Genomic DNA, 13,468 nt, shown 5'->3' on the forward strand with positions numbered 1-13,468 from the left:
CCCGATGGTCCGCGTCCTGCTGTTCGTGCTGGCGCTGCTGCTCGTCCCCGCAGCGGCGCCGGCCGAGCGGCAGGCGCGGACCTACACGATCGAACAATTGATGGCGGCGGAAACGTTCGGCGGCTTCTCCTTCTCGCCGAACAGCCGCAAGCTGATCGTCACCAGCAACCGCACCGGCATCGCCAACATCTACGTGATGCCGGCCACAGGCGGCGAGATGCGGCCGCTCACCAGCTCGACGGTCGAGACGGTAAGCTCGCTCGGCTATTTCCCGCACGACGAGCGAATCCTCTTCTCCAGCGACCAGGGCGGCAACGAGCGCGCCCATATCTACGTCCGCGAGACGGACGGAACCGTCCGCGACACGACGCCTGGCGAGCGCCATGTCGCCCGCTTCGTCGACTGGGCGCATGACGGCCGCTCCTTCTTCGTCCAGATGAACGACCGCGATCCGCGCTTCTTCGATCTGCACGAGATCAGCACCGACGGCTATCGGTCGGAGCGCATCTTCGAGAACGACCGGGCCTATCAGATCCGCGCCGTCAGCCCGGACCGGCGCTATGTCGCGCTGAGCCGGATCGTCGACAACCAGACCAAGCATTGCTACGTCTACGACCGGCAGGCGCAGCAGCTGCGCCAGCTCACCGAGGACGGACCGGTCGCCTGCGAGCCCCAGGCCTTCGCCGCCACCGGCCACACCCTCTTCTACACGACCGACGATGGGGGCGAATTCACCTTCCTCGTGCGCCAGGACCTGGCCTCGGGGGAGCGCAGCATCGTCTTCCGTCCCGAGCGGTGGGACGTCTCGAGCGCGGGGTTCTCGAGGGACAATCGCTATCTCCTCGTCTCGGTCAACGAAAACGCCCGCAGCCGCCCCTATCTGTTCGATGCCGCGACCCTTCGGCCGATCCCGATCGAGAATCCGGCGCCGGACGCCAGCGTAGGGCTGCTGATCGCCAACAATGCGCCGCTCGCATTGATGACCCTGTCCAACGGCGCCACGCCGGGCGACGTCTACCTGCTCGACCTGAACAGCGGCGAGCGCCGACTGCTGCTCCGCTCGCAGGCGCCGGAGGTGGACCAGGCCGACCTCGTCGCCGGCGAGGTGGTGCGCTTCCGCTCCTATGACGGAGTCCAGGTTCCCGGTATCCTCTATGTCCCGCACGGTGCCCGCCCAAGCGAGCGCCGCCCGGCGGTCATCCATGTCCATGGCGGACCGGGCGACGAAAGCCGGATCGGCTATCGTCCGCTCGTCCAGTATCTCGTCAACCACGGCTATGTCGTGTTCGAGATCAACAATCGTGGCAGCTCGGGCTCGGGGCGCACCTTCTACCATATGGACGATCGGCGTCACGGCAGCGCGGATCTGGACGATGTCGTCGCGGCGAGGGACTGGCTGGCGCGGGAGCATGGTGTCGATCCGGCGCGCGTGGCGATCCAGGGCCAGAGCTATGGCGGCTATATGGCGCTCGCGGGTCTCACCTTCCGGCCGGAAGCCTTTGCGGCCGGCGTCGACATTTACGGCGTGTCCAACTGGCCGCGACTGCTCGCCGCCACGCCCGCCTGGTGGGAAGACCTGCGCCGCCTGCTCTTCACCGAGGTCGGCGACCCGGAGCGGGACGCCGATTATCTGCGCAGCATCTCGCCGCTCTTCCATGCCGACCGTATCCGCCGTCCGCTACTGGTCCTGCAGGGGCAGAACGACCCACGCGTCCAGCCGGCCGAGAGCGAGGACATCGTCGCGCACGTCCGGGCCAATAATGTCCCGGTCGAATATGTCGTCTTTCCGGACGAAGGTCACGGCTTCCGCAAGAAGGCGAACCAGATCACCGCCTATCGGACGATCCTCCAGTTCCTCGATCGGCATCTGCGCGGCAGCTCCGGGCCGACCGCGAGCGAATGAAGGGTCCGGAGCTCAACCGGCGCGAGATGCTGGCGGCGGGCATGCTGGCCGCCGCATCGCCGGCTCTGGCGCTGCAGCCTGGAAGCGAGAGCGAACGGCTCGATCGCTTCTTCGAGCAGGTGTGGCAGCGCGACGTCGCGCGCAGCCCCGCGATGCAGGCCAATCTCGGCTTGCGCTCCGGTCGGGACCGCTGGCCGGACGTGACCGAGGCACGCGCCGCCGAGGATGCCGAGCTCGTGCGCGGCGATCTCGCCGCGCTGCGTCGGTTCGATCGCGCGGCACTGACTCCGGAGGCGGAGCTCAGCTATCGCTTGTTCGAATATGATTCCGAGCAGGCGCTGCGCGCCCACCGCTGGCGGCTGAATCGCTATCCGGTCTGTCAGATGCGCGGCCCGCAGCGGTCGATCCCGCAGACTCTCATCGACGGCCATGCGATCGCGAACCGCGAGGATGCCGACACCTATGTCGCGCGGCTGCACCGTGTCCGGCCGTATATGGCCGACATCGTTGCGCGGCTGGAGCTGCAGGCGAGACACGGCGTCCGGCCGCCGGATTTCTCCTACCCGCTGGTGATCGGCAATTGCGAGAATTTGCTCCGCGGCGCGCCGTTCGACACGTCCGGGAGCGACAGCCCGATCCTTGCCGACTTCAGGACGAAGGTCGCCCGGCTCGATCTCGCGGACGGCCAGAAGACGGCGCTCGTCCGGGACGCGGAGGCCGGCCTGGTCGAGGGTTTCGGGCCCGGCTTCCGGCAGCTCATCGACCACCTTCGCGAGGGGGAGCGGATCGTCACCCGCAACGACGGCGTGTGGCACCTTCCGGAGGGCGACGAATATTATGCCGCGGCGCTCCAGATGGAGACGACGCTCCCGGTCTCCGCCGACGAGGTCCATCGTTTGGGCCACGAGGAGGTGGCGCGGATCCACGGCGCTATGCGCGCTCTGATGCCGCGGCTCGGCGTCTCCGGCTCGCTCGCGGACCTGTTCGCCCATGCGCGCAGCAGCGACGATCTTTATTATCCGGACACGCCGGAAGGGAAGGCGCGCTACCTCGCCGAGATGCGCGCGAAGATTGACGAGGTGATGGCGCGGCTGGACGAGATCATGACCCGCCGCCCGCGCGCGCCGCTCGAGGTCCGTCCGGTCGAGCCGTGGCTCGAGGCCTCGGCCGGAACGGCGGGCTATTTCGCCCCGTCGGCGGACGGTTCGCGGCCGGGCATCCTGCTCGTCAACATGCGCGCGATGCGGAACCTGCCGGTCTACGAGCTCTCCGCCCTCGCTTATCACGAGGGGGTGCCCGGACATCATCTCGAGCGGGCGGTATCGCGCGAGCTCACCGGGCTGCCGCGCTTCCGCCAGTTCGGAGGCTATACCGCGTTCAGCGAGGGCTGGGCGCTCTATGCCGAGCAGCTGCCGATGGAGATGGGCCTCTACGCCGATGCCTGGCAGGAGTTCGGCCAACTCTCGATGGAGCTGATGCGCGCCGGCCGGCTGGTGGTCGATACGGGCGTGCATGCCTTGCGCTGGTCGCGCGAGCGTGCCGTCGCCTGGCTCGACGAGAATACGCCCGCCAACCACGACGACAATGTCACCGCCGTCCAGCGCTACATCGTCACGCCCGGCCAGGCCTGCGCCTATGAGATGGGCAAGCTGCGGATGATGGCCTTGCGGGATCGCGCCCGCACGCGGCTCGGCGCCGCCTACGATATCCGCCGTTTCAACGACACGATCCTGGGTAGCGGGCCGCTGCCGCTTCCCATCCTCGAGGAGAATGTCGACCGGTGGATCGCGAGGGGCGCCGCATGATCACCCGGCGCGATTTCGGCCGGCTCACCGTCGCCTTTGCCGCCCAATGGGCCGCATCGCCTCTGTTTGCGGCCCAGAGTGACGAGGATGCGCGCCTCGAGGCTTTTTTCGAAGCGGTCTACCAGCGTGGACTCGACCGCAGCCCGATCGCCCAGTCACGCCAGGGCATCAGGACCAATCAGGACGAATGGGACGATCTCAGCGAGGCGCGCGCGATCGAGAATCATGCGCTTCGCCAGCAGGATCTGGCGCGGCTGCGCACCTTCGATATGGAGCGGCTCTCGCCGCAATCGCGGCTCAGCTATCGCATGTTTGAGCGCGGTGCGGAACAGGCGATCCGCAACTGGCGCTGGCGCCGGCACGAATATGCGCTGACCCAGATGGGCGGCATGCATACCCGCGTGCCGACCACCTTGCTCAACAGCCATCCAATTCGCACGGCGGCGGACGCCGAAGCCTATATCCTCAGGCTGGAGCGGGTCGCGCCGCTCATGGCGCAAGTCGTGGCGGAGCTGGAGCGGCAGGAGGCTGCTGGCGTGCGCCCGCCGCGCTTCGTCTATCCGCTGGTGATCGGCCCGTGCGAAAACCTGCTTGGCGGTCAGCCGTTCGACGCGGGCGCGGACAGCCCGCTCCTGGCGGACTTCAAGACCAAGCTGAATGACTCGCAGGTGCCGGAGGGCGATCGCGCCGATCTGGTTCGGCGTGCGCAAGCGGCGCTGCGCGGTGGCTTCGCCGACGGCTATCGAACGCTCATTTCCTATCTGCGAGCCGCGGAAGGTCGAGCGGACGAGGTCGACGGAGTCTGGAAGCTGCCTGACGGCCAGGCCTTCTACGCCGCACAGCTCGAAGCCTATACGACGCTGCCGCTCGACCCGTCGGACGTGCATGCGCTGGGCCTGCGCGAGGTTGCCGGCATCCATGACGAGATGGAGGCCATCAAGGCCCGGGTCGGCTTCGGCGGATCGCTCCAGGACTTCTTCGCCTTCATGCGGGCCGACCCGCGTTTCTATCATCCCGATACGCCGGAGGGCAGGACCGCCTATCTTGCCGAGGCCAATGCGCTGCTCGAGGAGATTCGCGGCCGTCAGGGCGAATTGTTCGGCCGCCTGCCGACCAAGCCTGTCGAAGTCCGCGCCGTGGAAACCTGGCGGGAGCGTTCCGCGCCGAAAGCCTCCTACACCAATCCGCCACAGGATGGCTCGCGGCCAGGCATTTTCTACGTGAACCTCGCCGACATGAGCGCACAGCCGCGCTATCAGCTCGCCGCCATTCTCTACCACGAGGCGATCCCCGGCCATCATATCGAAACCGTTATCGCCCACGAGCTGACGGGCATTCCGCGCTTTCGCCGCTTTGCTGGCATCGCCGCGTTCAGCGAGGGTTGGGGTCTCTATTCGGAGCGGCTGCCCAAGGAGATGGGCCTCTATACGGATCCCTATGCGGATTTCGGCCGGCTCTCGATGGCATTGATGCGCGCGTGTCGGCTGGTGGTCGACACCGGAATTCATGCGATGCGCTGGACGCGGGCGCAGGCGACCGATTACCTCGACCGCAACATGCCAAGCAGCCATTACGACAATCAGCGGGAGATCGACCGCTATATCGTGCTGCCGGGGCAGGCGACCTCTTATTATATCGGCATGCGCAAGATCCTCGAGCTGCGCGAGCGCGCCCGCGCCGGCCTCGGCGACGCCTTCGACCTTCGCGCTTTCCATGATCTCGTTCTCGGCAACGGCCCGCTGCCGCTGCCGATGCTGGAGGAGCAGGTGGACGGCTGGATCGCGGCCGGCGGGGTTCAGGCGTGACGCAGTGGCGCCTCGTCGCCGCGGCGGTGCTCGGGCTGCTGCTCGGCACGGGCGGCGCAACCGCTCAGGCGCCGGCAACCACCTACATCCAGGCCGGCCGCCTGCTCGCCGATCCCGCGAGCGGGCGCGTCCTTTCCGCCCACACGATCGTTGTCCGGGACGGACGGATCGTGGGGATCGAGGAAGGCTATGTCGGCGAAGGCCAGGGCGAGGTCGTCGACCTTCGCGACAGCTTCGTCCTTCCCGGGCTGATCGATTCCCATGTCCATATCTGCCACGAAAACGGCCCGAACGACCGGGTGCGCCGAACCGTGCAGACCGCCGCCGATCTGGCGGTGGACGGCGCGCATTATGCGCGGATCACGCTCGAGGCCGGCTTCACCACCGTCGCCGACATGGGCGAGGAGAATGATGCGATCTTCGCGGTCCGCGACGGGATCGCCCGCGGCCGCATTCCCGGGCCGCGGATCGTCGCGGCAGGTAACGCGCTGAGCCCTCACGGCGGGCCCGGCGATCCGGCCGGCTACCGGCCCGACGTCGGCCATACCTTGCGCCGGCCGAGCCTCTGCTCGGGCGCCGACGATTGCCGCCGGGTCGTCCGCGAGACGATCCATCGCGGCGCCGATCATATCAAGATCACCGCGACCGGATCGGTCCTGGCCGACCTCGCCTCCGGGCTGGGGCAGCAATTCACCGACGAGGAGATGCGGGCGATCGTCGAGGCTGCGCATGCGCTCGGGCGCCGCGTCACCGCTCACGCCCATGATGCCGCGGCGATCAACGCCTTTCTACGTGCCGGCGGCGATTCGATCGAGCATGGCACGAATCTGGACTCGGAGTCCGTTCGGCTTTTCCGGGAGCGCGGCGCCTGGCTGGTTCCCACCTTGCTGGCTGGCGAGACGGTCGGCCGCTGGGCCAACGATCCGAACGGCTTCCTCTCGCCAGCGGTTCGGGACAAGGCGCTGCTGGTCGGCCCTCGGATGATCGAGTCCGCCCGCCTTGCCCATGCCGGCGGCGTCCGCATCGCCTTCGGCACGGATTCGAGCGTCAGCCGCCACGGGGAGAATGCCCGCGAATTCGCCTTGCTCGTTCGGGCTGGCCTGACGCCGCTCGAGGCCATCCAGACCGCCACCGTGAATGCGGCCGATCATCTCGGCCTTTCCGCCCTGATCGGCTCCATCTCCCCGGGCAAGGCGGCCGACATCGTCGCCGTCCGCGGCGACCCGACGGCTGACGTCACGGTGCTGGAGCGCATTTCCTTCGTCATGCGGGACGGCCGGGTTTATCGGCGATGAAAATCCTCGCGCTGCTCGCTTTGGCGATTGCTGCGCCGGCGGCTGGGCAGACGGAGCCGCATTATGAAATGCGCGCCGCGTTCGACCCGTCAGGCGCGCTCGAGGCGGATGTCGAGATCGTCCTGCCGCCCGGCACGCGCGAAAAGACTTTCCTGCTGTCGCGCCGATTCGAGCTCCGCGGTGTCATGCTCTCGGGCGCCAGCCTGGCCGGCGTGACGGCCGCCGAATCCCCGGTCGAGGGGCTCTACGCCTATCGCTTCGTCGCCGCGCCCGAGGCGAACGGACCGATGCGCCTGCGCCTGCTCTACGGCGGGCCGATCAACCCTGCCGAGGACAATGGCGTGAGGCCGCTCCGCGACGATGGGTTCGAGCTGTTCATAGACCATATGTGGTTTCCGGTCGGCGCCGATATCCAGACCCGCTTCACTTTGGATGCCGAAATCGAAGGTCTCGCGCCCGATTTGGTGGTCGTGGCGCAGGGCGAGGTGACGCGCGGCCCCACAAGCGTGCGCATCCGGCGCGACTATATCGACATCGACATCCCGATGGTCGCGATGCGCGGCCTCGAGCGCGCCGAGGCGCCGGGAGTCGAATTCTTCTCGCGCGATCTCGGCACGCGCCTTTCCACTTTCTACATCCGCCATTCGGAAGGCGCCGCCCGATATTTCGAGCGCTGGTTCGGCCCGCTCGCGCAGACGGTGCGGATGGCGGTGGTATGGCGCGATCGGCCGATGGCCTATGCCCGCACCGGCTATACCGTCTTTTCCGAAGGCGGGCGCAGCGCGCCGGACTATCCGGAGAGCGGCGCCGCCCGCCACGCCGGGCACGAGGTGGCCCATGCCTGGTGGATGCTGGCCAGCCCGATCACGGACGATTTCTGGCTCGTCGAATCCGCCGCCGAATATTGCGCCATCCGCTATCTCGAAACGGCGCTCGGTGCCGAGGCGGCGGCGGAGATGATCGAGGAAAAGAGACGCGTTTCCGCGGACGCCGGGCCGGTAATGGGTCACGGCCGTCCGAACCGGGTCCAGCTCTATCAGAAGGGCCCTTTGCTGCTCGTCGACCTGGAGCGGCGGATCGGCCGGCCGGCCATGGACCGGCTGCTGGCCGAGATGGCGCGCGAGCCGGTGCACACGACGGCCGTCTTCCTCCGCCTGCTTACCGGCGTCGCCGGTGCGGAAGTGGCTGCGGCCTTCGAGCAAGCCCTCCGAAGCTGACCGGTCGATCCTGACCCGTCAGGAAACGGGCGGCCGGTTCATCCGCTCGCTGCGGCGGCGCAGCAGCTCGGCGGTGCCGAGCAGCAGCGACGAGGCGATGACCAGCAAGGTCGCCGCCGCGGTGATAGTCGGGCTGATCTGCTCGCGAACGCCTTCGAACATTTGCAGCGGGATGGTGCGCTGGTCGGGTCCGGCGATGAACAGGGCGACCACGGTCTCGTCGAACGAGGTCATGAAGGCGAACACCGCGCCCGCGGCGATTCCGGGGCCGATCAGCGGCACCAGGATCCGGATCAGCACGGTGGTCGGCGGCGCGCCGAGGCTGGCGGCGGCCCGGACCATCTCGAAATCGAAGCCTTGCAGGGCGGCATGGACGACGATGACGACGAACGGCGTCGCCAGCACGGTATGCGCGAGCACCAGGCCGGCGAAGCCGTTCACCAGCCCAAGCGGCGCGAACAGGAAGTAGAAGGCGATGGCGACGACGACCACCGGAACGACCATCGGGGCCGCGAACAGGCCGGCGATGAACGGCTTGGCGCGCGACTTCATACGCGCCAGTCCGATTGCGGCGAGCGTGCCCAGCGGGGTCGCCAGCAAGGTCGTCGCCACGGCCACGGAGATGCTGTTGCGGAACGCCCGCGTCCAGGCGGGAGAGTGCATGAGCTCGCGATACCAGCGCAGCGACAACCCGTCCTCGGGGAAGACGAGGAAGGCGCTCGGATTGAGCGACAAGGGGATCACCGCCAGCGTCGGCAGGACGAGAAAGGCGAAGACGAGGGTGCAGGCGCCGACCAGCAGCGCCCGTGCCGCGCGCTGGCCGGGCGATCGCCAGGGAGACACCGGGCTCATGCCGGCACCGTCCGGACGAGGTAGCGGCCGGCGAAGAGCATCAGCGCCAGGGGAAGCAGCAGCAGCAGGCTGAGCGCTGCGGCCATGCCCCAGTTCAGCGTCTGGTTGGTGTAGAAGGCGATCGATCCGCTCAGCATCTGGTCGCCGCCGCCGCCGACCAGGGCCGGCGTGATATAGTAGCCGAGCGCCAGGGTGAACACGATGATCATTCCCGCGGCGAGGCCGGGCACGGTCTGCGGGAAATAGACCTTCAGGAAGGCGGCCGCCGGAGTCGCTCCGAGCGAGCTGGCGGCGCGCATCTCCGCGGCCGGAATGCTTTTCATCACCCCATAGAGGGGCAGCACGAGGAAGGGCAGCAGCACGTGCGTCATGGCGATGTAGACGCCGATCCGGTTGTAGACCAAGGCGAGCGGCGCCTCGATCAGCCCTACGTCCAGCAGCAGGTTGTTCAGCACGCCCTCGGTCTGGAGCAGCACGACCCAGGCTGTGGTGCGGACCAGCGCCGAGGTCCAGAAGGGGAGCAGGACCAGGATGAGCAGGGGATTGGCCCAGCGCGCGGGCAGGCTGGCAAGCAGATAGGCGACCGGATAGCCGAGCAGGGCGCAAAGCAGGGCGACGACGGCGCTGATCTTGAAGGTGCGCAGCAGGATCTCGACGAACACCGCTTGCTCCGGTTCGACCCGCTCGATCCGGCCGTCGGCATTCAGCCGCCGGTCGACCGAGGCCAGCAGGTAGAAGCTCGTCAGGGGCCCGGCGGCATGCCGCATCGTCGCCCATTGCGCCGGCTCGCCCCAGCGCGGATCGATTCGTGCCAGGTCGGCGACGGATTCGGCCGGAGCGCCCTCTTCGATCGCCGCGGCGGTCGCATAGACGAGGCTGCGCGATCCCACCCGGTCGTAATTGAGCCGGTTGGCGACCAGGTTCAGCGTCGCCGCTTGGCGCGAAGCCCTCATCTCCGTTCCGAGAATGCGCGCCAGGCCGTCGTCGGGCAGCCCCCGCCCGTCCCATTCGCGCAGGGCCTCCGCGGTCAGTGGCCAGGCGGTGGCCAGTTCATGGTCGGTGACCCCCCGCGCCATCATCAGGAGCACCGGAGCGAGGAAGCCGATGGCCAGGAACAGGAGCAAGGGTGCAACCAGAGCGAAGGTCCAGCCGCGCTTCGCCCCGCTCCGCCGCCGGCCGGCGGCAGGCTCAATGGGCGAGCCAGGCATTGAAGCGCTGGGTAAGCTGGTCCCCATATTCCACCCAGAAGTTTGCATCGAGCTCCAGCGCGTTGGTCATGTTGTTCGGGTCGGAGGGCGTATCGAGCCGCAGCCGCGGATCGATCAGCTCGCCGGCGCGGCGGCTGGTCAGGCCGGTCGGTATATATTGCGGCAGGCGCATCTGGTTCTCGGGCAGGGTCATGTGGCGCAGCAGCTGGGCCGCCTCGGCCTTGCGTGGGCTGTTGCTGAGGATCACCCAATAATCGACCGCATAGATGTTGCCGTCCCAGCTCACCCGGAAGTTGCGCCCTTCGGTGCGATTGGCGACGATCAGCCGGCCCGGGCTGGTCACCGACATGGCCACTTCGCCCGATCCGAGCAGGTCCGGGACCTGCGAGATGGAGGACCACCAGACGACGTTCGGCTTGAGCGCGTCCAGCTTTCGGAAGGCGCGGTCGATGCCCGCCGGCGTGCGCAGGGTCGGATAGACCTGGCTCGCCGGCACGCCGTCGGCCATCAGCGCAAACTCCAGCGTATATTTGGGCGTGCGCCGCATCCCGCGCCGGCCGGGGAAGCGCTCCACGTCCCAGAAGTCCGCCCACGTCCGGGGGCCGGGCCCTTCGATCCGGTCGCCGTCCCAGCCGATCAGATAGGACCAGAGCATCGCGCCGACGCCGCAGTCATGGACTGCCGTCGGAATGAAGGCGTCGCGGCCGCCGAGCGACGACCATTCGAGCGGTTCGAACAGGCCCTCCTCGCAGCCGAGGATCAGATCCTCCGTCTCGACCTGGACGACGTCCCAGCTCGTGTCGCCGCCCAGCACCTTGGTGCGGATGACGCCGACGCCGCCATGCCATGTGTCTTCCTGAAGCCGGATCCCCGTCGCGCGGGTGAATGACTGCCAGTAGGCGCGGCGATGGGCCTCCTGCGAGGATCCGCCCCAGCCCACCACGGTGAGCGGCCTGGGCTCGGACTCGCCGGAGCAGCCCGTCAGGCCGATCAGGGCCGCCGGGAGCGCCAGCCAGGCGAGCAGCCGCCGCAAGCCGGTCATGCCCCGCCTCCGTTGACGCGGCCGGCCGGGAAGGCGAGGCATCGGTCGGCGCACCAGCCGATCGTCAGGCGGTCCGAGCCGCCGGGCGCAGACCCGTTTTGCGTGCGTATGGTCAACGCCGCCCCCCCGGGAAGTATGGCCCGCAGGCGGCTATGATCGCCGTGATAGGCGACATCGTCAACGCAGGCGGCAAAGCGGTTGCACAGGGTCCCGATCTCGGTCCCGGTCTCCACATGCTCCGGCCGTATCGTCGTCACCACCGCGTCGCCGGGCCCGATGTCGCCGACGGCTGTCGCGCGCACCAGAAGGTCGCCGGCGATGCGCACTTCGCAGGTCGCGCCGTCGCGCGCGGTGACGATTCCGTCGAGGCCGTTATTCTCGCCGACGAACCCGGCGACGAAGGCATTTTCCGGTCGCTCGTAGATCGCCTCGGGTGTGCCGACCTGCTGGACGACGCCCCCGGCGAAGACGACGATTCGGTCCGACAGGGTAAGGGCTTCGGCCTGGTCGTGGGTGACGTAGATCACCGTCACGCCGAGCCGGCGCTGGATGCGCTTGATCTCGACCTGGAGCCGCTCGCGCAGTTGGCGGTCCAGGGCGCCGAGCGGCTCGTCCATCAGCACGAGGTCGGGTTCGAAGACGAGCGCGCGGGCCAGGGCGACGCGCTGCCGCTGGCCGCCTGAAAGCTGGTCCGGGCGGCGGCCGCCGAGCCCTCCCAGGTCGACCAGCTCGAGCGCCGCCTCCACCTTCGCTTGCGCGGCGTCGCCCCGCAGGCCGCGCACCTGGAGCGGGAATTGCACGTTCTGGGCGACGTTCATGTGCGGGAACAGCGCGTAGTTCTGGAACACGACCCCCATGTTGCGCTTGTGCGGCGGCCGGCCGCGCAGCGACCGGCCCTCCATCCTTATGTCCCCCTCGGTCGGTGCCTCGAAGCCGGCGAGCATCATCAGCGTCGTCGTCTTGCCGGACCCCGACGGGCCGAGCAGGGTCAGGAACTCGCCCTTGCGGACGGAAAGGTTCAGGCCGCAAACCGCCGCGCGCCCGCCATCATAGCTTTTGCCGACGTCGGCAAAGGCGACGAAGGCGGCGTCGGGGGCAAGCGGTTCGGCTTGGGTCATCAGGCCGCGAGGGGCGCGTAGATCGCGGCCAGACGTTCGACGCCCTCGTCGATCTGCTCCGGGGTCGCATAGCTGTAGGAAAGGCGGACATGATGGTTGGGCCGCGTCCGGTTGGCCGGATAGGCTTCCCCGCCCGCGAAGAACTTGCTTCCGGCGATGATGTTGACGCCGGCCTGTGCGGCGCGGGCGGCGAGGGCGTCGCCGTCGATATGCGGCGGCAGGGTCAGCCAGACATAATAGCCGCCTTCCGGAACGCTCAGCTGCGCCTCCGGCAGACGCCGGCGTACGGCGGCGACCATCCGGTCCCTGCGCTCGCGATAGACCGCCTGAACGCGTTCGACATGGGCGGCGAAGGCGGGCGAACGTCCGAACTCGTAGATGATCCGCTGCATCAGCGGCGAGGAGCCCCCATCCGATTTGAGCTGGATCAGCCTCGCGATCAGCTCGGATTCCGCGGCGACCCAGCCGATCCTCAGTCCCGGCGCGATCAGCTTCGAGAATGTGCCGAGGTGGATGACGATTCCGCCCGGGTCGAGCGCCTTCAGCGAGGCGATCGTCGGTCCCTCGAACCGCACCCGCCGGTAGGGTGTGTCCTCGACGACGAAGATGCCCTCGCGCTCGGCGATCTCGATCAGCCGCAGCCGTCTTTGCTCGCTCATCGTGGCGCCGGTCGGATTGTGGAAGTCGGCGACATTGTAGATCAGCTTCGGGAGCGGCCGGCCCTCGGCCTGGCGCTCGGCGAGCGCGTGCTCGAGCGCCTCGGTGAGCAGCCCGTCCTCGTCCTGCCCGACCTCGACGAATTCGACGCCGAAGCTTCGGAAGATCGGGATGGCGGTGAAATAGGTCGGCGCGGTGACGACGACGGCGTCGCCTTCGTCGAGCAGCAGCCGGCACACCAGCTCCAGCCCGTGCTTGGCGCCGTTGACGATCAGCAGATTGTCGGGCCCGAGCGAGCAGCCGTCCTCGTTCATCAGGTCGGCAAGCCAGCCGCGCAGCTCGGGTTGGCCCTGCGTGGCCGAATATTGCAGCGTTTCCTCGCGATGCTCGGTCAGCGCGGCGTGCGCGAAGGCGGTCAGGTCCGGAAGCAGCTGCGGCGCGGCGAAGCCGGAATCGAACGGGATCACCTCCGGCCCGAGCTCGGATGGGAAATGGGGGGCAGGGAAGGCGGTCGAGAGCGTCGCGGCGCGACGGGCAAAGCGGTTCTCGATCACGTGGCACCACCC

10 protein-coding genes are annotated in these 13,468 nt (G+C 68.3%); 5 read left to right on the plus strand and 5 right to left on the minus strand.

Annotation, left to right across the window (positions count from 1 at the left end; translation table 11 throughout):
* The first annotated feature begins 4 nt into the window (after positions 1–4).
* From EKM57_RS05530 to EKM57_RS05550, 5 genes are read left to right on the plus strand one after another with little or no spacing between them, the layout of a single operon-like run.
* Positions 5–1,903, plus strand: coding sequence for a S9 family peptidase (locus EKM57_RS05530; RefSeq protein WP_165357198.1), 1,899 nt, complete (start codon positions 5–7; stop codon positions 1,901–1,903).
* Positions 1,900–3,708 (plus strand): DUF885 family protein, encoded by a 1,809-nt coding sequence (locus EKM57_RS05535; protein ID WP_129791503.1) that lies wholly within the window; start codon positions 1,900–1,902, stop codon positions 3,706–3,708. The genes EKM57_RS05530 and EKM57_RS05535 overlap by 4 nt, the downstream gene beginning before the upstream one ends.
* Positions 3,705–5,513 (plus strand): DUF885 family protein, encoded by a 1,809-nt coding sequence (locus EKM57_RS05540; protein ID WP_129791504.1) that lies wholly within the window; start codon positions 3,705–3,707, stop codon positions 5,511–5,513. The genes EKM57_RS05535 and EKM57_RS05540 overlap by 4 nt, the downstream gene beginning before the upstream one ends.
* Positions 5,510–6,808 (plus strand): amidohydrolase family protein, encoded by a 1,299-nt coding sequence (locus tag EKM57_RS05545; RefSeq protein WP_206185303.1) that lies wholly within the window; start codon positions 5,510–5,512, stop codon positions 6,806–6,808. The genes EKM57_RS05540 and EKM57_RS05545 overlap by 4 nt, the downstream gene beginning before the upstream one ends.
* On the plus strand, positions 6,805–8,025 hold the full coding sequence (locus EKM57_RS05550; RefSeq protein WP_129791505.1) for a hypothetical protein: 1,221 nt from the start codon (positions 6,805–6,807) through the stop codon (positions 8,023–8,025). Before EKM57_RS05545 ends, EKM57_RS05550 begins: the two co-directional genes overlap by 4 nt.
* Before the next feature lie 18 nt (positions 8,026–8,043).
* Here the strand turns inward: EKM57_RS05550 and EKM57_RS05555 are convergent, their stop codons facing one another.
* The 5 genes from EKM57_RS05555 to EKM57_RS05575 are packed head-to-tail and all read right to left on the minus strand — an operon-like array spanning position 8,044 to position 13,456.
* Complete coding sequence (locus EKM57_RS05555) at positions 8,044–8,877, minus strand: ABC transporter permease (protein ID WP_129791506.1); 834 nt, start codon at positions 8,875–8,877, stop codon at positions 8,044–8,046.
* Positions 8,874–10,085, minus strand: coding sequence for an ABC transporter permease (locus EKM57_RS05560; RefSeq protein ID WP_206185304.1), 1,212 nt, complete (start codon positions 10,083–10,085; stop codon positions 8,874–8,876). The genes EKM57_RS05555 and EKM57_RS05560 overlap by 4 nt, the downstream gene beginning before the upstream one ends.
* Complete coding sequence (locus EKM57_RS05565; RefSeq protein ID WP_129791508.1) at positions 10,066–11,127, minus strand: ABC transporter substrate-binding protein; 1,062 nt, start codon at positions 11,125–11,127, stop codon at positions 10,066–10,068. The genes EKM57_RS05560 and EKM57_RS05565 overlap by 20 nt, the downstream gene beginning before the upstream one ends.
* Positions 11,124–12,245, minus strand: a complete 1,122-nt coding sequence (locus tag EKM57_RS05570; protein ID WP_129791509.1) for an ABC transporter ATP-binding protein — start codon at positions 12,243–12,245, stop codon at positions 11,124–11,126. The genes EKM57_RS05565 and EKM57_RS05570 overlap by 4 nt, the downstream gene beginning before the upstream one ends.
* The gene (locus EKM57_RS05575; protein WP_165357200.1) at positions 12,245–13,456 is read right to left on the minus strand and encodes a PLP-dependent aminotransferase family protein; all 1,212 of its coding nucleotides are present in this window, start codon (positions 13,454–13,456) and stop codon (positions 12,245–12,247) included. The genes EKM57_RS05570 and EKM57_RS05575 overlap by 1 nt, the downstream gene beginning before the upstream one ends.
* Between the last annotated feature and the right edge of the window lie 12 nt (positions 13,457–13,468).

The sequence above is a fragment of the Sphingosinicella sp. CPCC 101087 genome, assembly GCF_004151485.1.
In the GTDB taxonomy this organism is placed as follows: Bacteria; Pseudomonadota; Alphaproteobacteria; order Sphingomonadales; family Sphingomonadaceae; genus Allosphingosinicella.